This is a genomic window from Lysinibacillus canaveralius (assembly GCF_047301505.1).
GTDB lineage: Bacteria > Bacillota > Bacilli > Bacillales_A > Planococcaceae > Lysinibacillus_B.
The window spans coordinates 1,348,445-1,367,607 of the sequence record NZ_CP154840.1; the positions used below are offsets into that span (position 1 = coordinate 1,348,445).

A 19,163-nucleotide genomic window follows, 5' to 3' on the forward strand; every position below is an offset into this window, starting at 1 on the left:
GTTTTTGTATCTTCTTTTTTCACATTATTTAAAATATTTGCAACTTTAAACATGGATGACCCGATAGTTATAGTGGGCGGTCAATAGTGGCGTAAAGGATAATGCTAATGATGTTGTTGCCGTAACAAAAAACGTAGAACTTATGAATGAGCCATTGATTGTTAAAGCGCTAGATGAAATTCAAGGAATGTATGATAACTTATTCGAGGATAACGAAGTGAATTTTGGATTTAAAGGTTTTGCACAGGAACAAGATAGAGAGCATTTTCTACGTTTAGTTAGCGAAACCGCCAACTCCATTGAAAACAAATTAAGCGATAATTATAAGGTCGAAAACAGAATAATTCTTTGAGAGTTTATTACCTTGACTGGCTATATGCCTTTCAAGGTTTTTTCTTAACTCAAAGAAGTTTGTGGTTAAAAAGTTATCTGATATTTGATTCGAGAGCTCATGAAGGCTGGGCCATCAAGAAGTACTATGTAAACAGCGGTCTAGGAAGAAAAGTGTGAGAATTAGGCGAGATGACATTTTACATGCAGGAGGTAGTTTTCGAAGGAAGGGATTACCTATGAAGGTATGCGGAAGGTGCTGGGCGGTAATGGCCAGAGTACACCGGACAGGCTTGCGCCATATGCCATGGCCGCGTATGATTTCTTTACAGAGGATATTAAACCTATACTGGATTCGGAGAATACCGCAGTTGAAAAATCAATGGTTATCTGGTTCACCTTCTTTAAGCATACGAAGCTATTGGATAAGGCAGGGGACGTTGCAGGTGCTGCGGGGGATGCAGGTAAGGCGGTAGATAAGGGTACGGGTAATGTTCAAACTGGAGGTCGTAATAACCTCTCAGTAGATGAATATTTCCGTCAAGAAGCTGAAGCATCGAAAATGTATGATAGTATAAGAGCATCAACTTCAGATGTTCAGGCGATTTCAAAGAACACAGGAATTTCAGAAATTCGAATTCAACGCATCAAAGACCATGTATTTAATAATGAACATATCAAGTCAAGTGGAAATGGAAGGTTTGACCCTGATTATGAAATTGCTCAAGCATGGACTAGATTACAGCAAGGCACTTACAACTCGAAAGACATTGATTTATTGAATCATGAATTGTTTGAGTCAAGGTTTGAAGGTATATTTAAGACAAACTATGAAACTGCTCACGACGCTGCTATTAGGTCAGGTCGTCTGTGGGAAATAGATTAGAGGTGATTATAAATGGGAGCTTTTGTTTTACTCTTGAAAGACTACGAGGATGAATCAGTTGTGATTTATAGATTCGGTCCAAAAGAAGAGATAATGGGAAAGATTGAATTAAACAAAGAAACTAGAATGTTCTCCGAATTAGAACCGATTAACAACCCAAATCATTCAAGTCAATTTTACTTCGATAGAGCGGCTCAAAGAATGGCAAGATTTCTAGTTAAGGAAGGCGGTGTATTTCCTGAGAAAATGACATTTGAATCCTAAGGAGTTTAAACCTTGATTGGCTTTATGCCTTTCTGATATTATCCCCTTTAAGTAGACAATGTTAAAAAACCTACAGTACGCTGTAGATAAACATTTTACTTAAAGGGGATTTTCTCTATGTCGCGAAAAAATAATACGTATTCAAATGAATTGAAGTTAGAAATTGTACAAGCCTATTTAACGAGCAATGAAAGTATGCAAAAGATTGCGGATCGATATGAAATTCGCAATGTTTCACAAGTGAAGGCCTGGGTGAAAAAATTTAAAGAAGTTGAATCAATTGAAGCCTTTAATCGCCTTCCATCTACGGGTTCTGGAGCGAAAGGTGTGAAGAATCCGTTAAAAGGAAAACGTACCCACTTTAAAACTGTAGAAGAAGAACGTGATTACTATAAGGCACAGGTAGAATACTTAAAAAAGCAGTATCCAAATCTGTAAATGGAGGAATGCCCACTTATCCAGACCGTTATCATATTATCGAAGAAATGAAAGATCGGTATCCGATTACATGGCTCACTGAAATGGCGAAAGTTGAACGTTCAGGTTATTATAGATGGCTTAAAAATGGCAAGATATCGTTACGTAAACGTGATGATATCCTTTTAAAGGAGCATATTTTAGCGATTCATCAAACGCATAAAATGTATGGTTATCCTCGTATGAAAATCGCTTTACGGGACAAAGGATTTCATGTGAATCATAAGAAGGTCTATCGATTAATGAGTGAGTTGGGTATTCAATCGATTATCCGTAAAAAGCATCGTATATGGGGAAATCGACTATCACGTGTATTTGATAATGTGCTGGCGCGTAATTTTAAAGAGCGTGTAGAAAATGAGGTGCTCGTGACAGATATTACGTATTTACCGACGAAAAATGGTTTTCTCTACCTATCAGCTGTACAAGATTTATATAACAACGAAATTGTCGCCTGGAAAATTAGTGAGCGTAACGATTTAGAATTAGTCATGGACACACTACAGGAATTGACGGCAAAAAGAAAGGTGTACCGAAGCATCATCCATTCGGATCAGGGCTTCCAATACACATCGATTAAGTATCATCAGACCGTAGGTCAACTTGGCATGATTGGCAGTCATTCTCGCAAAGGAAACTGCCATGATAACGCTTGTATCGAGTCGTTCTTCTCGCACTTTAAAAGCGAGTGTTTGTATCTTTTACACGATAATACGGAAGAAGCAGTGAGACAAGCCGTTGAACAATACATCTACTTTTATAACTTCCAACGCTTCCAAAAACGACTCAACCACCTGGCACCGATAGAATATCGACACCAGATGGCTGCTTAGTCTTTTTTAAAGCTGTCTACTTGACAGGGGTAAGTCCAAAAAGAAGATCTTTTTTTTGTCCTAATTAAGTCACCACAACCAATCCTAAAAAGAGATCTTTCCTATTAAACCGATTTATGATAGAAATCGTCTATGCCCTAGTGAAAAATTAAAATATTGCGGAGATTTTCCATTTACAATTGGAAACGGCAATCAATTCACTAATAGCCATAGAACTAACAGAATTTCTTGATTATGAAAATATGATCGAAAAACTGAAAGAGAAATACTAGGACCAGGTACCACGAAAGAAAAATGTGTGAATTGGTCCCTAATACGAGGACAATATGAAGAAACGTTGCTACTAAGTCGGCAACGTTTTTTAAAATTAAAAATAATAGGATGTTCTGCGCTTGGTACCTGAAACGACATCGAACTATTCGATTAATATATGTATTCCATAACGGAGCAAGACAATGTCGATCAACTATTTCAAGATAAAGGTGTCAGGCACCACAAATGATATGAGGATAAACTTCATGCAGGATTAGTTTTTGCTGACGACGATGAGTATTTCTCTGATTACCCTGAATTGATGGATAAATATTAAAAGTTGACAGCAGAAATATAGAATTTTTAAAGATAACTACTGATCAAAAGGAAAAGAAGTTTAATTTCATAAAGTATCAATACTCACAATAGTCATATAGCTAGTTGTAAAACACTTGATTGCCATTTCAGGCATCAAGTGTTTTTTATGAGTTATAGACAATGTAAAAAATGCTTATGAAAATCATAACTCATGATGGTTGTACCATCAAGGTACTTGGTTTTAATACTTGCTTTGCGAAGGAAGTATGATAAATAGGGGAGATGACAATTTATATGCAGGAGGTAGTTTCGAAGGAAGAGCTTACCTATGAAGGTATGCGGAAGGTGCTGGGCGGCAATGGCCCAGGCGGACTGGCACCATATGCCATGGCCGCGTATGATTTCTTTGCAGGGGATATTAGAACTATACTGGACCCAGAAGCAACAGTAGTTAAAAAAGCAATGGCAATTAGGTTCACCTTCTTTAAGCCTGCGAAGCTATTGGATAAGGCAGGGGATGTTATAGGTGCTGCGAGGGATGCAGGTAAGGCTGTAGATAATGTTACGGATAATAGTGTTGTCTCGGTATCTAGACAACCAGTTCAAATAATTCAAAACAGATATCTAAATGAGATTCAGCAAGGAAGAGCTTTGGATATGTTTTGGAGAATGGTCAAGTTAAGATTAGAGATCGAATTAAAGAAGTTAACTTCATCATAGATATAAATGGTAAATTAAAGATTAAACGAGGACATTCTCATTTAGCGAAAAAAGCTGCTGGAAAATAAAAAGTTGATGCTAATGGAAATGTTAGAAAAATAACAAATGAATCAGGACACTATACTCCAACAGCTGAGTAAGCCAAAAACTATGAGCAAATACTTAATAGTGCTGGAGTAAAGATGAAAAACGCGTGGTTAGAAATATACCAATTAGAACTAACGAGCAATGGCTATGTTGATTTAACTAAATTAAAGAAAATACAATCAACTAAATGGAAATAAAGGAGGAGATATTTTGACTAAAGTTACTCAAATGAATGAAGAAATTTTTTCAACAAATTTATCTAAAGCAGTTGATAAGATAAAAGAGGCTAGGGAAATTTCAAGTGATATAGTTAAATTTGTTATAGAGCCTGTGGAGGAACATGGGAAACTATTAGATGGTAGCGATGAAATGATGAAACGTGTTGTATTATCTAAAGAGAATATTGGTGATAAAAAACTACTATTAGAGGATGTGGTAGGAGTTGTAGGAGGACTTTTCCCAAAAGCTCCCATGTGGATTAATGTATCTTTTATGGAGATGGAAGGAGATATCGCCATATTCAAATTGGAAACTAGTTTACGTTTTAGAAAACCAACGTTATTAAGGAATGCTGAAACAGGTCATGCACCTTTTAACGTCATTATATAAAGGCTTGTAAAGATTTTTGTGTAATCTCTTTTACAGACTCATGGGGCTTCCCAGGACCGAGTAAGTCATCGATTTATTCAATAGCACATCTAAATTTATGAGTTGAATTTGAAAATCCACGCGGTAGTAAAATAAAGTGGATTGAACAAAACCCTAAGAATATTCCAAATGTAATTGAAAGTGCAAGGAATAGTAGCAATGTTGGTAAAGCCATAGAGGGTAAAGTTGGAAATTATTTTTAATAAAGGGTGGAAGTAACAGGGTAGGTTTAAAATTACATAATATCCCCATCTGTAAATCACCAGGAGATATTGATATTATGACGCAACATCAAATTATTGAGTTTAAGAAGTCAAAGTATGCTGTTAAAATGGATCAAATTGATAAGTGTGTTAATCCAAGTAGCTCTCCATTCTTTAATTATGAGGGCAGAGAGAGTGTACTGTATGTCTCAAATCCACAAACAACTAAAATGATTCAAGAACTTAACAGCAAGGGTGTAGCAGTTGTAAATTAGCTTGAAGAGTTAGGGGGAGTACTGAAGTAATGGGAATGTCATCTTTTTTATTATTTAAACGTGGAGAAAGTATTCCAGCAAATGATTTATTGAGGGATCTTAATAAAATATGTATAGAGGAGAATCTTTTCTTTGATAATGACGAAGAAACTTACGATAGAGATGGGACACTAAAATACACCCGAGTTTATATAAGTGACATACCATTTAGGGAGAATTATTCAAGAACTATTTGTTTTAGCTTATATGATGAACCGTATGAATATCAATTAGTGAGTTTTAAATGGGATGATACGAATAATGAATATTTTAAAGCAGTAGTATCTGACGATTTTGATGATAATGAAGATTTATTATTGCGATTTTCACACGCTATACTTAAGATTTATCCGACAGCAAAAATATGGGTTGAGGAAGAATGGTTTTACACTCTAGAAGACCTAGATAAAATCACAAGCATGCCGTACCAGAGTGATTGGTGCCACAAAAATCCAAGAGGAAAAGATTTTAAAAAAGGGTAAAGAAAAATAGTTTAAAAGCAAACTATAGATATGACTTGAGTTATTCAAATGATGACGAACTATTACCTGATGATATTTTTTGATTGTTGGTAAGAAGAAGTAAAAGAAAGTCATTTGTAAATTAGACCTTGATTGGCTAATGCCTTTTAAGGTTTTTATAGTTGGTGCTACCCAGTCGATATTAGTTGATTTTTTATACATAGAATATGAGTAACCCATGTAAGACCTATAAAAATATTTTTACGAATAAGGATAGTGATGCTTATAAGGAATATTAAAGACGGAAGCATCCGGAGAATGGAAGATTATCAAAGTAATATTATAAATTCAATGACATAGGAGAGTTTACCTCATAAAGGAAGTTTTTGATTTGTTTCAGGTAAAGAAGCTAAGTTAAATAAGCAACTGGATGAACATGTTGATAAATTTATTAAATTATCGATTACGAGTTCTTATCATCATGGTGATCCAAACAAGAATTTCTAATTTGAATGGGGTGTTCAACTTTTTGAAAAAGGAATGAAAGAGCGGCAGAAATATACGGAAAATGATAAGAAATATATTAACGTTGCAACTGATGGGACACTTTCACACTAACTTAGAATAGGAGGTATTATGTTTAAACTTAGCTTATTTGGAGAATGTCAGGATAATGATATGGCATTGATAATATTAAACGATTGTATAAAAAAGATTGAAAGTAATATAACTTCATTCAATATGCGTTCAAGTGAACCTTATTGGAAAGTTGATGGATGGTTTAAGGTTACATGTGATATCGAAACATCAAATGTTCTTGATATGGAAGAGGCAGAAAAAATACTTGAAAAGATATCAAGTAATTGGTTTTGGAATAAAGGGAAAGTTTCCGCTTGTTCAGATATCAATGATTAAAGTACAGTTTTCTTTAATGAAAGTGTGAAGTTTTTTACTTGTTGGTTTGAAGACTTCGAATAAATAATTTGGATGATCGACCTTGATTGGCTATATGCCTTTCAAGGTTTTTTCTTAACGCAAAGAAATTTATGGTTAAAAAGTAATCTACTATTTGACCCAAAATCTCATGGAAGTTGCACCATCGATACAGGTAAAGAAATACCAGATCAAGTGAAGGTGTCCTTCATCCAAACAAGGTGAAAGGAACTGCCAAGAAAGTGTTATAAGTACGCAGAGGATGATGTGAAGAAATTTAGTGATATCGAATTTTCATTCACTAGGGAACTGGGAGTAGAAAGAGGCAGAGCGTCTAGCTCTAAAACCTTGATTGACTTCCCGAACTATATAAAATTAAGGCAGTTTATATGGCTAAGAAAACTAAGTGATGATGTTCTAAATGAGATACTCAAAATGTTAGGGAAAGAAAGTACAGTAAGGGAGGCATTTTAAATTGATTCACAAAGGTATAGTAAAAAAGAAATTTTTAATGACTTTAAAAACCAAAATGGAATTTCTTTTATGAGTCATGTAGAAGATACTTGTAATATTGGAGATTTTATGGCGGTTTCTGGTATTTTATCCCCTGAGGTAAATAAAATATTATATTTTTATTTCTGAGTTATATCAAAATGATATTGAAGAGTTAGAGGCACAGTTTGCTAACAATCGAAAGGAAATTGAACAATTTATAAATACTTGATTATTAGGTGATTTCTTTTTACACGCATAGAGAGAATCAGTAGAAAATGAAAAGAGTATTAATCAATTCGGTGAAGTTCTAGTTTACTTTTGGCAATTGAGGATGAAGGAACTTCTTCCGAAAAAAATATTGTGGTAGAAATTAGTGAAAATATGGAATGTCAACACTAAACTGGACAAAAATTATAGGAGCTGTTGCTTGAATTCCATAGGTGTTAAATAGCCCAGTGTTCCATGAATTCGAATGTTATTGAACCAATGAACATAATCACCAAGTTCAAGAGCGAGCTGTTCAAGGGAAGAGAAATGGGCTCCGTTAGCGAATTCCGTTTTAAATACCTTAAACATCGCTTCGGCCACTGCATTGTCATAAGGGCAGCCTTTCATACTTAGTGACCGCTGGATTCCGAAGGCTCCAAGAGCTTCTGAAATTAGTTGATTATCAAACTCTTTCCCTCGATCTGTATGAAATAATTGAACGTCGTTCAAGTTTCCTTTAATGCCTGATAAGGCCTGATAGACAAGCTCTGCGCTCTTACTTGCACCAGCGCTATGGCCAATGATTTCACGATTGAAAAGGTCAACAAATAAGCATACATAATGCCATTTTGTTCCGACTCGGACGTACGTTAAATCACTCACAATAACAGCCAACGGCTCTTTTTGTTTAAATTGTCGTTGTAATTCATTTTTTACAGGGGCTTCATTGCACATTGATTGATGAAGCTTGAATTGTGCGATTGTATAGTTCGAAACAAGCCCTTGTTCCTTCATGAGACGTCCAATTCGACGACGTGAAACCAGCATTGGCTTCGGCAATTTAGCTAATTCCTTTTTGATTTTACGTGTACCATAATTGTTTCTGCTTTCTTTGAAAATACGGGCGATTTCTTTAGAAATTGCTATATCTTCGGTCTTTTGTGCACGCTTATTGGATAGATCAGCGTGATAATAATACGTACTTTTTGGTAAGTGGAGGACGGCACACATTGCTGATACCGAATATTTGTGAGCATTATTACGAATCACATTTATTTTCGTCCCATAATCAGCGCTGCTTGCTTTAAAATATCGTTCTCCATTAGTAAACGTTGGTTTTCTTTGCGTAATCGAGCAAGTTCATTTTCTTCTTCTGTTCGATTATCTTTCGCTGTGAATGATCCTGTTTCCTTATGATTTTTAATCCAGCGATCTAACGCAGAAGGCGTAATATCATATTCTCGGGCAATGTCCGCACGAGACTTGCCGTTTTCATAAAGTTTCACTAATTGCAGTTTAAATTCGGGTGTAAATGTTCGACGCCCGCGTGTCATAATAGCACGCTCCCTTTAATTGATAGTCTAAGTTTACAAGCCCTTATATTATCTGTCCAACTTAGTGTAACCTATCCAATATTACAGAAATAAGGACACAGAAGACTATTTAGTGAGGTGTAAAGAAAGCATAAAAATACCGCGAGAACTAAATTTGTTTGCAGAGGAGAACGACATAGAAATCATCGATATGAGCGGTGGGGAAATATGGCCCTCATCAAAATTGATTTTTGGATATGAGAAATATACGAAAGGAGAATTTGAAGTTATCTATAGCAGTACTTTGTTGATATCCAAACTTGCTCCATTAATTTATCTTCAGCATGAATTTGAAGTTGAAAATAAGGATACGAATAGTATGTCTTCAACTCTTGATGGCTATGATACCCAACCGTATACTAGAAAGCAACAAGCGCTTGACGAATTAATTAAAAATATATTTACCCAAAAAGGATATACAATATTATCCTATGGGGAATTAAATGAAGTTATCCCTGATTTATCATTCAAGCCGCAAGTTACGATTTTTGGTCCCCAGGTAACGGTTGAATATGCTTTGTTTTTTGATCTTTTAGATTTTTGCCCAGAATAAGTAGAAAATATGGTTACCCCCAATGGCGGAGTGTAACCACTTAAATAATAATGGGAGTAATGTATGTAATGAATAGAAAAATGAAACTAAAAGAGTTTTTGACCAATGAAGAATATGAAGGTGTAATACAAAATGCAATTCAATATTCTGATATGTCACTTCCTGTATGGTACTTAGAAATTACAAATAAATGTCTATGTGAGTTATCAAACTTTGATTTGATTCGCTGTATTAGCCAAGATGTTTTTAAAGATTTAGCAGCGTTTGAAATTATTGAAAGGATTGATGAACAGAACACACCTTTCTATGCTGACATTGATTCAACGGAAATGATGGAAAGGTTGTCATCCATTAGTCCGGAGATACTCTCGGCACATAAGTGTAAATTAGATAGGATGATTGAAAATGTGGAAAGGAACAACTTCATAGATTTTGCAGATGTTTGCATGTCCGATGAAGAAAAGGAAATGTATAAAGGCTATGTAAATATAATAAAAAATAAAATTAAATAATATGATATAGAAAATGTAACAAGCAAGCAGGGAACGTGAAAAAACTAGATACAATCAAAAGTAGTGGGAGAGAAAGAGAGGTAGGTACTATAATAATAATTTATGATATACATAATAAAGCTTATAAGGTTGAATTTGGCGATGTGGAAGGTATGGTCAAATACCAAGGAGTTTATCTCTCAAAACAGATAAGCAAACTAAAATAATTATATAATGAAGCCTGGATTGGTTAAATGACTTTCAAGGTTTCTCTTTTTGTTATGGTCTACCTAATAACGATTTCTTTGTAGAGAAGATGAAAACTGTAGGTACTGTAAAGCCAAGTATCCCAGATGTAAAAGGCACTGAAACTACATGGATACAAGTAATAACTGATAAAAATGGTAGTTTAGTTACTACATATCTAGTTCCTGCACCAAAAAAATATTTTCATTTTTAATATATAAATTTTTAACGAGGGTTGTGGATTATGAATAAAACGAGAAGAATGAATAAACATGTAAATATAATCTATGAAAAGATTAGGGTGTGACAATCTTGTTCAATGATGAAATAAATGGTGAGTTTATGGAATTTAAAGATGTTAATGAAGGAAAATTTACATGGTGGAGCTATGTAAATATGAAATCAGATATAAAAACAGCACTTGGGTTTGCGAAATTTTTTTATCCTGATGTTTTGGAAGTCGAAGGCTGTTTTTTATTAAAAGATAAGTTTTCGGAAAAACATTTCGAAATGTGGAAGAAAGAATGTAAAGGAAATAAATTTAACATAGAAAAAATGATGAACTTATATCAAGTGAGAGATTTTTTTCATATTAATATTGAGGAAGATGAGAACTTCGAGGAGCAAATACAGGCTTTAGGAGAGGTTCTTAAAATATTTTGGTCACTTAGCTTTAAGAACAGATTTCCAAAGCGGAAGATAATAGTAAGGGTGTTTGAGGAAGAGGACGGAGAATTGTTCATTACTGTATATGAAAATGAGTAAATAATTTGATTACCTTGACTGGCTATATACCTTTCAAGGTTTTTTGTATTAATTGGAATGTCAACACTAAACTGGACAAAAATTATAGGAGCTGTTGCTTGAATTCCATAGGTGTTAAATAGCCCAGTGTTCCATGAATTCGAATGTTATTGAACCAATGAACATAATCACCAAGTTCAAGAGTGAGCTGTTCAAGGGAAGAGAAATGGGCTCCGTTAGCGAATTCCGTTTTAAATACCTTAAACATCGCTTCGGCCACTGCATTGTCATAAGGGCAGCCTTTCATACTTAGTGACCGCTGGATTCCGAAGGCTCCAAGAGCTTCTGAAATTAGTTGATTATCAAACTCTTTCCCTCGATCTGTATGAAATAATTGAACGTCGTTCAAGTTTCCTTTAATGCTTGATAAGGCCTGATAGACAAGCTCTGCGCTCTTACTTGCACCAGCGCTATGGCCAATGATTTCACGATTGAAAAGGTCAACAAATAAGCATACATAATGCCATTTTGTTCCGACTCGGACGTACGTTAAATCACTCACAATAACAGCCAACGGCTCTTTTTGTTTAAATTGTCGTTGTAATTCATTTTTTACAGGGGCTTCATTGCACATTGATTGATGAAGCTTGAATTGTGCGATTGTATAGTTCGAAACAAGTCCTTGTTCCTTCATGAGACGTCCAATTCGCCGACGTGAAACCAGCATTGGCTTCGGCAATTTAGCTAATTCCTTTTTGATTTTACGTGTACCATAATTGTTTCTGCTTTCTTTGAAAATACGGGCGATTTCTTTAGAAATTGCTATATCTTCGGTCTTTTGTGCACGCTTATTGGATAGATCAGCGTGATAATAATACGTACTTTTTGGTAAGTGGAGGACGGCACACATTGCTGATACCGAATATTTGTGAGCATTATTACGAATCACATTTATTTTCGTCCCATGATCAGCGCTGCTTGCTTTAAAATATCGTTCTCCATTAGTAAACGTTGGTTTTCTTTGCGTAATCGAGCAAGTTCATTTTCTTCTTCTGTTCGATTATCTTTCGCTGTGAATGATCCTGTTTCCTTATGATTTTTAATCCAGCGATCTAACGCAGAAGGCGTAATATCATATTCTCGGGCAATGTCCGCACGAGACTTGCCGTTTTCATAAAGTTTCACTAATTGCAGTTTAAATTCGGGTGTAAATGTTCGACGTTGACGTGTCATAATAGCACGCTCCCTTTAATTGATAGTCTAAGTTTACAAGCCCTTATATTATCTGTCCAACTTAGTGTAACCTATCCATAATTTATATTAAAGCAGCGGACATTTGTAGGAGACAACAAAAAAATGATTTGTTTGAGAGTTGAGAAATTCTGGCGGTAATCCCCTTAAGGGAGTTTATTATAATACATAAATGGCGGAAAATAGTGGTGATTTGGTCAGGTGCTTTTTATATTCCAAGGGGTTATAAGGTGAATAGCTAAGTTAACAAAAAAGGTATTATAGGAAAAGAGAGGAAGAGTATGGATGAAAATTAATAAAATTAGTTTTCCAACTTCATTACTACAAGTAAATAATAGTAAAGATGATAATATTGATATTTTTGTGGAACTAGATGATGGTTTTACCTATACTCTAGTTGTCTGTACTCCCAAAAACCTTGAAACATTAATGAAAAGAGAAAACATTGAATATCTACCTGCCATGCCTCCAATGATTATTGTTAACGAAATTACAGAGGGAAATATTAGAAAAGCGCTTGAAACTTATCTTGATAATAATGCTTATTGGTTAAAACTATACTATTTATCAGGAGAATTCGATATGGAGGTAGTTGAAAATACATTAAATAGAATTGGAATGTCAACACTAAACTGGACAAAAGTTATAGGAGCTGTTGCTTGAATTCTATAGGTGTTAAATAGCCCAGTGTTCCATGAATTCTAATGTTATTGAACCAATGAACATAATCACCAAGTTCAAGAGCGAGCTGTTCAAGGGAAGAGAAATGGGCTCCGTTAGCGAATTCCGTTTTAAATACCTTAAACATCGCTTCGGCCACTGCATTGTCATAAGGGCAGCCTTTCATACTTAGTGACCGCTGGATTCCGAAGGCTCCAAGAGCTTCTGAAATTAGTTGATTATCAAACTCTTTCCCTCGATCTGTATGAAATAATTGAACGTCGTTCAAGTTTCCTTTAATGCCTGATAAGGCCTGATAGACAAGCTCTGCGCTCTTACTTGCACCAGCGCTATGGCCAATGATTTCACGATTGAAAAGGTCAACAAATAAGCATACATAATGCCATTTTGTTCCGACTCGGACGTACGTTAAATCACTCACAATAACAGCCAACGGCTCTTTTTGTTTAAATTGTCGTTGTAATTCATTTTTTACAGGGGCTTCATTGCACATTGATTGATGAAGCTTGAATTGTGCGATTGTATAGTTCGAAACAAGTCCTTGTTCCTTCATGAGACGTCCAATTCGCCGACGTGAAACCAGCATTGGCTTCGGCAATTTAGCTAATTCCTTTTTGATTTTACGTGTACCATAATTGTTTCTGCTTTCTTTGAAAATACGGGCGATTTCTTTAGAAATTGCTATATCTTCGGTCTTTTGTGCACGCTTATTGGATAGATCAGCGTGATAATAATACGTACTTTTTGGTAAGTGGAGGACGGCACACATTGCTGATACCGAATATTTGTGAGCATTATTACGAATCACATTTATTTTCGTCCCATGATCAGCGCTGCTTGCTTTAAAATATCGTTCTCCATTAGTAAACGTTGGTTTTCTTTGCGTAATCGAGCAAGTTCATTTTCTTCTTCTGTTCGATTATCTTTCGCTGTGAATGATCCTGTTTCCTTATGATTTTTAATCCAGCGATCTAACGCAGAAGGCGTAATATCATATTCTCGGGCAATGTCCGCACGAGACTTGCCGTTTTCATAAAGTTTCACTAATTGCAGTTTAAATTCGGGTGTAAATGTTCGACGTTGACGTGTCATAATAGCACGCTCCCTTTAATTGATAGTCTAAGTTTACAAGCCCTTATATTATCTGTCCAACTTAGTGTAACCTATCCAATGATCCAAGGATTGAGCAAAAGCGGGAAGAGTTAATTGTTTTACTAAGTAAAGATGAGAGCTTGACTTTGAATTTTTTACAGGTTTGTACAAAAACAGAACTTTCATTTGTAAGTGAGATTTTTGAAGAAGTAGCATATAATTTGCAAAGTAAAGAGTATATTGAATTGCTATATTTTCTAGATCAAAGATACCCTGACTTAAATTTAAAGAGAAGTATACAAATTGCTGAGGGATACATGGATTAAACCTGGTGTATCAAAGTTTTGAATCCAAAAGTTTATGGGAAAAGTAATACATTTAAACTGCTTACTTCTTTAGGAGACACAAATAAAGAAGTGTTGTATCAAGATAGATAATCCTGACTCGAAGTAAACCTTGATTGGCTATACGCTTTTCAAGGCTTTTTAATTATATAAAAGACTGAAGGAAGGGATAATTAATTTGGATTACCCCAAGAGTATAAAAAAGAGGGTTCAAGAGGGTACTCCTAAATCATACAAACTAAATGGTACACTTATAAAGGAGAAATAATGAGAAATTTAGAAGAATATCAAACATTGCCAGATTTTTTATCTGCACGTGAACTAGCTTTATTATTTCAAGATGTGTTAAATGATTTTTCTGTACATAAGATCGATAAAAGTGAATTTTTACAGGTACTTAGTCAATTAATGGACAGGCAAGTGATGACATATGAGTTATTGCATACTGACATCAGAGATAGAATTGATGGAGTTCTCTGTGATTTGTGGAATACTGAATCTTATGATGATGTAGATATTATTTTGTCGCTTGTTGTTAACTTAGGTTTGAAAAAATGTTTTCAAAAAATTAAAGACTCTATTGATCAACGACAAGACATTGATAGAGCAATACTCCAAGAAATAGAAGAAGCAATCAATGAAGCAGGGGAAAACATACTAAATCCGTATCATGGATTAGAGAACTTCAAATAAGAGGTGGTAAAACACCTTTTGTCCAGAAAAGCTTCTTCTAACTGGTCTAATCCTAACAATAAAAAATCCAAATAAGGTTACTAAATATTTTAAAAAATTTCATTGAGCATCAGTACACTTGACGCCCCCAATTTCCTTATATTCCAAGAAAATAACTAGTAAGCAGGTGAGATATTTGAGTAATGTAATGTATCATGCATATTTGCCTCAGAACCATGAATATCATGTTTCGATGGAAGAGGTCATGAATGATGGCATTAAACATTCTACTGTATCAAATAATAGATATAGTATTGGAGGCAAAGTAAAGTTTGACATAACAGAAACATTAAGACCCTCTCATACACCTAATTGGCTTGATTTTAAAGAGGCAATAGGTGTCGATATGAGGAATCGTTTTTCCACATCGTTTTGCTTTCCTGTATTTACGGATAAAATTCGCGTGTTTAATGGTGATATTTCCCTTGCCATCTATGATCAAGCGTTTTATGAAGATTTGAAAGACTTTGATGAGGAAGCTCTAAACTTTGATACTGGAGAGAATATCGAACATTGGATTAAACTATACTGGGGTAGTATGGTGACATTGGAAGAGTATTTAAGAGAGCATCCTTATCCTAACCCGGAAGTATTGATTTTTACATCTGTGCCCAAGGGAATTATTCAAGTATGTGAAGAGTAGTCTTATAGACCTCGATTGGCTATACGCTTTTCAAGGTTTTGTAATTATATAGAGAACTAAAGGATAGATTCCCTGACCGGGAGATAGCGGTACGGTTGTTTAAAGACGAGGACGAAGAATTATTCATTACTGTATATGAAGGTTGAGCATTTGGAGAAGAGTGAAGTATGATGAGACAGAGTGCTGCATACGACTACTTGAATATAAAATGGGAATATTTTAAAAGTCTGCAAGGAGTGGTGGTCCTGAGTAGGCTTTTTTATGCCTAATCAAACCAATACACGAAGTTTTTATACGAACGGCTATTCTAGCGTCTTTTCTAACAGTTCAGCTCCATCTTTGAGGTGCAGTAGGGGAGGATATTTAAAATATAGATAAAAATAGAAAAATGGAGGGAATTGAATAGTTCATAGAATTGGTAGGTGATAATGTGGAAAGCTGGGACTATAAAGAGTTATTTGAAGTGATTAAGGAAGACTATAAGGAATATTTGCAATTAAGCAGAGGACATGAATATGCAATAGCTAGAACAGCTAACGATTACATAAACCTTGGAAAAGTAGAGAGTTTTATTGTTGATACAGCTATAGGAGAAATATTATTATCCAGAGACAAAGTCTTTATTGGATATGTTGAAGGTATTACAAAGAGGTTAAGTATCTTTAAAGAGGCAGGGGGCACTAACGAACTATCACAAGAAGAAATCGCTGACTTGACTATGCGAATAAAGAAAGTATTAGAAGGGCTTAGCAAGGTTGAGATAGATTATAATCCTTATACGGAGTAGGAATTAAAAAAGGATATTTTTATTAGAAAGACTAATGTAATGAAGGAGGAATTACTTGATTTCACAAGATAATTTAACTTAAATGTGGGGGAAGAATAATGACGAAAATTCAAAAAATCCATGAGAAACTATCTTTAAAGGATTTAGAAGCATTTGAAAGAAAACATAAGGTTAAATTCCCTGCTTTATATAGAGAATTTTTGCTGGAGTGCAACGGTGGATATGCAGAACCTAACATTTTTTATGTTTCTTCAGAGGAAGGGGAAAGTGTACTAAATGTATTCTACGGTATTGGTAATATGTATGATAATCTAGATAAAAAATTTGATTTTTTTGATGAGTTAATCGAGATAGGGTTCATTCCGATAGCAGATGATTCAGCTGGTAATCAAATTTGTTTAGGCGTAAAAAATAATTTGGCTGAAAAAATTTATTTTTGGAATCATGAGCAAGAAGCGGATGATCCTAAGGAAAATATGTATTTTTTAGCAGAGAATATCAATGATTTTTTACATCGTTTATATGATTTGGAGGTAGATACGATGTGAAGGAACTGGTCGATTAAATTATTGAAAAGTATTATAAAGATGGAGAAACAGCACATTATTTAGCAAAGTGCCGGGAAAATATGAATATACCTTTAGAAATTAGAAGTTTTACTAAAGGAAACCAGATTGATATGACGGACACAAGAAATGGGGAAATATGGCCATCTTCAAAAATTATGTTTGAATTTAAAAAGTACAGGAAAGAGCAATTTGAGGTTGCCTACAGCAGCACTTTATTAATTTCTAGGCTTGTCCCTATATTTTATCTTCAACATGAATTTCAGGTAGAAAACAAAAAGATACGGATAGAATGACGCCGGTGCTTGATGGATTTGGCATCCAGCCGGTATACAGGCAAACAGCAAGAGCTTGATGATCTCATTAAAAATGTATTTTTTGCTAGGGGGTATACGACGCTAAGTGATAGAGAATTACATGAAGCAGTCCCTGAATTAGCATTTATACAACCGGTATCATTTTTCGGTTCACAAGTAACGGTTGAACATATATTATTTTTCGATCTACTCGATCTTTGCCCTGATTAATAATAGAGTTGTAAACAAGAGAGGCTGTTATTTAATTTCCAATACATAAAGGATTATAAACGGAGGAATAAATGAATAAAAAAGTATTCCGGAAAATTGAAGAGGAGTTTAACGTATGTCCTGAGGCATTTGGAGGACCTGTTCCTTTAGAGGAGATTGCACAAGCTGAAGAAATACTTCAAGTGAGATTGCCAGAGGATTATAGATTTTTTCTATTGAAATACGGATCAGGAGCGATTGGCGAGGCAATCATTTTAGGGTTGAAAGAAGCAGAGTTTGTAGCTACTCCCTCATTTGTAAAGCAATCTCTCCACTTTAGAGACATTCTTCCGGAAGGCTATAAGAAATTTATCGCAATTGGGGTAGATGGTGCAGGAAATCCAGTAGGTTTTAATTCTCCCGATCCGGAAATTATTGCTTTTGACTTTGATTTTGGTGGTAAGGAAGTGATAGCTGCTAGTTTTGAAGCGTATGTAGAAAAAGCACTTCGTAACGAATTGAATATATATTTTTAATCAAGACTTTTTAAGCCTTTTCGTATGATAGACCGTACCAGACCCAACTACATAAAAATGTACTGCGTCTGGCACGCTATCCTTATGAACAATCTTCCACGCTATTCTTTCGGCTCTAAATCTTCAATCGAATCGATGTCCATATAGGCTGGTACGACAAAGCCGTTTTGTGTGCCTTCCAGGTTTTCGCCTAAATCAACGATATCTTCCTGATGCTTTTCATAGAACGCCTGGTGAGTGGTTGGCAGCCATGGCGCTACTGTTGCATCGCCTTCACCTGTGGCAATTGCCTGGAACATAATAGCAGGGTCTACAGGCGTGACTTTCACTTTATAGCCTAGCTGTTCTAATACGGCTTTCACCACACTGCTGGAAGCACGCTCTGAGTCCCATGGTGTAGAAACAAGTTCTACTTCCGTACCATCTGCTTTTGCTATTCCTTCTGTCCATTCATTGACTTTATCCGGATTGTCTTCAATCCATTTTGCGGCTGCATCCTCAAAATCCCCCTCCTGCGCATCAAACATTACCTGTTCCATATCTTCAGGCTCCCAGTAGAAACGATCGAGTACTGTATATACGTCAGGTAAATCCTTCTCTAAGTCTTTTCGTACAAGGGTATTAATATTTTCAGCGCCGCCTAACGTTCCCTTTGGATCTTCTAGGATCTTTAAATCATAGGCAGAAAATTTCCAATGGGGCGTCCAGCCTGTGATGATGATTGGCTCTTCGTTGCGGATAGCTTGTTCGAGGGAGCCTAGCATCCCTGCTGTAGAGCTTTCTTGCAGCGTCCAGCCTTCTAGATTTTCATATTGCTCCAATGTGTCTTGTGAAAGTCCTGTTAAACCTGCTCCCGGCTCAATCCCGATGATTGTATAATCAACCTGTTCTCCGATGGTTGCGGCAGCTCCCGCTGAATTTGTGTCCTTCTCTTCATCTCCGCATGCACCCAATAATAATGAGGCAGAAATTCCAAAAGTAATACCGAGTGTTTTGAGTTTCATCATATTCTCATCTCCTAAAAAAGTTAGATTTCTATTACCTTGTGTGTAGTTTCATGTTGTATTTTTATTATGTATTAAAAGTAACAACTTAATAGTAACAACAAGTTGTTACTTGTGTCAAATTGCATTTTCGCCTGTCTATTGCTAACTACAGACGTCGGTTTTACTTAAACCAACTATTGCGGC

Annotated in this window: 26 protein-coding genes and 2 pseudogenes; 24 read left to right on the forward strand and 4 right to left on the reverse strand. The window is 35.4% G+C overall.

Features of this window, described 5'->3' with window-relative positions:
- The first annotated feature begins 142 nt into the window (after positions 1 to 142).
- The 12 genes and pseudogenes from AA0Y26_RS06645 to AA0Y26_RS06700 all read left to right on the forward strand — a co-directional run bounded on the left by AA0Y26_RS06645 (position 143) and on the right by AA0Y26_RS06700 (position 6,708).
- A complete protein-coding gene (locus tag AA0Y26_RS06645) occupies positions 143 to 352 on the forward strand; it encodes a hypothetical protein (RefSeq protein WP_413366233.1) in 210 nt (69 codons plus the stop codon).
- Between the two features lie 225 nt (positions 353 to 577).
- Positions 578 to 1,216, forward strand: coding sequence for a hypothetical protein (locus tag AA0Y26_RS06650; protein WP_413366235.1), 639 nt, complete (start codon positions 578 to 580; stop codon positions 1,214 to 1,216).
- Positions 1,217 to 1,228: 12 nt separating this feature from the next.
- Positions 1,229 to 1,480, forward strand: a complete 252-nt coding sequence (locus tag AA0Y26_RS06655; protein WP_036150291.1) for a hypothetical protein — start codon at positions 1,229 to 1,231, stop codon at positions 1,478 to 1,480.
- A 117-nt stretch (positions 1,481 to 1,597) separates the two neighbouring features.
- Positions 1,598 to 1,918, forward strand: coding sequence for a transposase (locus AA0Y26_RS06660; RefSeq protein WP_413364128.1), 321 nt, complete (start codon positions 1,598 to 1,600; stop codon positions 1,916 to 1,918).
- 8 nt (positions 1,919 to 1,926) lie between these two features.
- Entirely contained in the window at positions 1,927 to 2,790 is an 864-nt protein-coding gene (locus AA0Y26_RS06665) for an IS3 family transposase (protein ID WP_413366237.1), read from the forward strand.
- A gap of 852 nt (positions 2,791 to 3,642) precedes the next feature.
- Positions 3,643 to 4,080 (forward strand): hypothetical protein, encoded by a 438-nt coding sequence (locus AA0Y26_RS06670; protein ID WP_156117019.1) that lies wholly within the window; start codon positions 3,643 to 3,645, stop codon positions 4,078 to 4,080.
- A gap of 297 nt (positions 4,081 to 4,377) precedes the next feature.
- Complete coding sequence (locus tag AA0Y26_RS06675) at positions 4,378 to 4,776, forward strand: hypothetical protein (RefSeq protein WP_413366239.1); 399 nt, start codon at positions 4,378 to 4,380, stop codon at positions 4,774 to 4,776.
- 319 nt (positions 4,777 to 5,095) lie between these two features.
- On the forward strand, positions 5,096 to 5,293 hold the full coding sequence (locus tag AA0Y26_RS06680) for a hypothetical protein (protein WP_413366241.1): 198 nt from the start codon (positions 5,096 to 5,098) through the stop codon (positions 5,291 to 5,293).
- A gap of 29 nt (positions 5,294 to 5,322) precedes the next feature.
- Positions 5,323 to 5,814: a hypothetical protein gene (locus tag AA0Y26_RS06685; protein WP_413366243.1), complete on the forward strand. Its 492-nt coding sequence runs from the start codon at positions 5,323 to 5,325 to the stop codon at positions 5,812 to 5,814.
- A pseudogene (locus AA0Y26_RS06690) lies at positions 5,811 to 5,897 on the forward strand (DUF600 domain-containing protein); the annotation flags it as partial. The gene AA0Y26_RS06685 and the pseudogene AA0Y26_RS06690, both read left to right, overlap by 4 nt.
- A gap of 415 nt (positions 5,898 to 6,312) precedes the next feature.
- Positions 6,313 to 6,411: pseudogene (locus AA0Y26_RS06695) on the forward strand (polymorphic toxin type 17 domain-containing protein); the annotation flags it as partial.
- Between the two features lie 18 nt (positions 6,412 to 6,429).
- Positions 6,430 to 6,708 carry a hypothetical protein gene (locus tag AA0Y26_RS06700; protein WP_413366245.1) on the forward strand — a complete coding sequence of 93 codons (279 nt, stop codon included), beginning with the start codon at positions 6,430 to 6,432 and terminating at the stop codon, positions 6,706 to 6,708.
- A 924-nt stretch (positions 6,709 to 7,632) separates the two neighbouring features.
- On the opposite strand, the gene AA0Y26_RS06705 is transcribed toward AA0Y26_RS06700, so the two are convergent.
- Positions 7,633 to 8,765, reverse strand: a protein-coding gene (locus AA0Y26_RS06705) for an IS3 family transposase (RefSeq protein ID WP_413368087.1) whose coding sequence is annotated in 2 segments (ribosomal slippage) — positions 7,633 to 8,483 and positions 8,483 to 8,765 — 1,134 coding nt in all. Because the reading frame shifts where the segments join, the coding sequence is not laid out codon by codon here.
- Positions 8,766 to 8,916: 151 nt separating this feature from the next.
- On the opposite strand from AA0Y26_RS06705, the gene AA0Y26_RS06710 reads away from it, so the two are divergent.
- The 4 genes from AA0Y26_RS06710 to AA0Y26_RS06725 all read left to right on the forward strand — a co-directional run bounded on the left by AA0Y26_RS06710 (position 8,917) and on the right by AA0Y26_RS06725 (position 10,856).
- Positions 8,917 to 9,354, forward strand: coding sequence for a hypothetical protein (locus AA0Y26_RS06710; RefSeq protein ID WP_413366247.1), 438 nt, complete (start codon positions 8,917 to 8,919; stop codon positions 9,352 to 9,354).
- A gap of 68 nt (positions 9,355 to 9,422) precedes the next feature.
- Positions 9,423 to 9,866: a contact-dependent growth inhibition system immunity protein gene (locus tag AA0Y26_RS06715; RefSeq protein WP_413366249.1), complete on the forward strand. Its 444-nt coding sequence runs from the start codon at positions 9,423 to 9,425 to the stop codon at positions 9,864 to 9,866.
- Between the two features lie 35 nt (positions 9,867 to 9,901).
- The gene (locus AA0Y26_RS06720; RefSeq protein WP_413366251.1) at positions 9,902 to 10,072 is read left to right on the forward strand and encodes a hypothetical protein; all 171 of its coding nucleotides are present in this window, start codon (positions 9,902 to 9,904) and stop codon (positions 10,070 to 10,072) included.
- Between the two features lie 331 nt (positions 10,073 to 10,403).
- Positions 10,404 to 10,856 carry a hypothetical protein gene (locus AA0Y26_RS06725; RefSeq protein WP_413366253.1) on the forward strand — a complete coding sequence of 151 codons (453 nt, stop codon included), beginning with the start codon at positions 10,404 to 10,406 and terminating at the stop codon, positions 10,854 to 10,856.
- A gap of 82 nt (positions 10,857 to 10,938) precedes the next feature.
- Here the strand turns inward: AA0Y26_RS06725 and AA0Y26_RS06730 are convergent.
- Positions 10,939 to 12,068, reverse strand: a protein-coding gene (locus AA0Y26_RS06730; protein ID WP_413366254.1) for an IS3 family transposase whose coding sequence is annotated in 2 segments (ribosomal slippage) — positions 10,939 to 11,789 and positions 11,789 to 12,068 — 1,131 coding nt in all. Because the reading frame shifts where the segments join, the coding sequence is not laid out codon by codon here.
- Between the two features lie 303 nt (positions 12,069 to 12,371).
- On the opposite strand from AA0Y26_RS06730, the gene AA0Y26_RS06735 reads away from it, so the two are divergent.
- Positions 12,372 to 12,749 carry a hypothetical protein gene (locus AA0Y26_RS06735; protein WP_413366256.1) on the forward strand — a complete coding sequence of 126 codons (378 nt, stop codon included), beginning with the start codon at positions 12,372 to 12,374 and terminating at the stop codon, positions 12,747 to 12,749.
- Here AA0Y26_RS06735 and AA0Y26_RS06740 read toward each other — a convergent pair.
- Positions 12,730 to 13,859 (reverse strand): IS3 family transposase gene (locus AA0Y26_RS06740; protein ID WP_413366258.1). Its coding sequence is split into 2 segments (ribosomal slippage): positions 12,730 to 13,580 and positions 13,580 to 13,859, totalling 1,131 coding nucleotides; the frame shifts between segments, so codons are not numbered across the junction. The genes AA0Y26_RS06735 and AA0Y26_RS06740 overlap by 20 nt on opposite strands.
- A 611-nt stretch (positions 13,860 to 14,470) precedes the next feature.
- Here AA0Y26_RS06740 and AA0Y26_RS06745 point away from each other — a divergent pair.
- The 7 genes from AA0Y26_RS06745 to AA0Y26_RS06775 all read left to right on the forward strand — a co-directional run bounded on the left by AA0Y26_RS06745 (position 14,471) and on the right by AA0Y26_RS06775 (position 17,973).
- Complete coding sequence (locus AA0Y26_RS06745) at positions 14,471 to 14,896, forward strand: hypothetical protein (RefSeq protein ID WP_413366259.1); 426 nt, start codon at positions 14,471 to 14,473, stop codon at positions 14,894 to 14,896.
- Positions 14,897 to 15,071: 175 nt separating this feature from the next.
- On the forward strand, positions 15,072 to 15,578 hold the full coding sequence (locus tag AA0Y26_RS06750; RefSeq protein WP_413366261.1) for a DNA polymerase III: 507 nt from the start codon (positions 15,072 to 15,074) through the stop codon (positions 15,576 to 15,578).
- Positions 15,579 to 16,008: 430 nt separating this feature from the next.
- Positions 16,009 to 16,365 carry an Imm3 family immunity protein gene (locus tag AA0Y26_RS06755; protein ID WP_413368089.1) on the forward strand — a complete coding sequence of 119 codons (357 nt, stop codon included), beginning with the start codon at positions 16,009 to 16,011 and terminating at the stop codon, positions 16,363 to 16,365.
- Positions 16,366 to 16,463: 98 nt separating this feature from the next.
- Positions 16,464 to 16,913, forward strand: coding sequence for an SMI1/KNR4 family protein (locus AA0Y26_RS06760; RefSeq protein ID WP_413366263.1), 450 nt, complete (start codon positions 16,464 to 16,466; stop codon positions 16,911 to 16,913).
- An 80-nt stretch (positions 16,914 to 16,993) separates the two neighbouring features.
- The gene (locus tag AA0Y26_RS06765; protein WP_413366265.1) at positions 16,994 to 17,227 is read left to right on the forward strand and encodes a hypothetical protein; all 234 of its coding nucleotides are present in this window, start codon (positions 16,994 to 16,996) and stop codon (positions 17,225 to 17,227) included.
- 9 nt (positions 17,228 to 17,236) lie between these two features.
- Positions 17,237 to 17,458, forward strand: coding sequence for a hypothetical protein (locus AA0Y26_RS06770; RefSeq protein WP_413366267.1), 222 nt, complete (start codon positions 17,237 to 17,239; stop codon positions 17,456 to 17,458).
- Positions 17,459 to 17,529: 71 nt separating this feature from the next.
- Positions 17,530 to 17,973 (forward strand): SMI1/KNR4 family protein, encoded by a 444-nt coding sequence (locus tag AA0Y26_RS06775; RefSeq protein WP_413366268.1) that lies wholly within the window; start codon positions 17,530 to 17,532, stop codon positions 17,971 to 17,973.
- A 101-nt stretch (positions 17,974 to 18,074) separates the two neighbouring features.
- Here AA0Y26_RS06775 and AA0Y26_RS06780 read toward each other — a convergent pair whose 3' ends face one another.
- Positions 18,075 to 18,980: a glycine betaine ABC transporter substrate-binding protein gene (locus AA0Y26_RS06780; RefSeq protein ID WP_413366270.1), complete on the reverse strand. Its 906-nt coding sequence runs from the start codon at positions 18,978 to 18,980 to the stop codon at positions 18,075 to 18,077.
- Positions 18,981 to 19,163 lie beyond the last annotated feature (183 nt).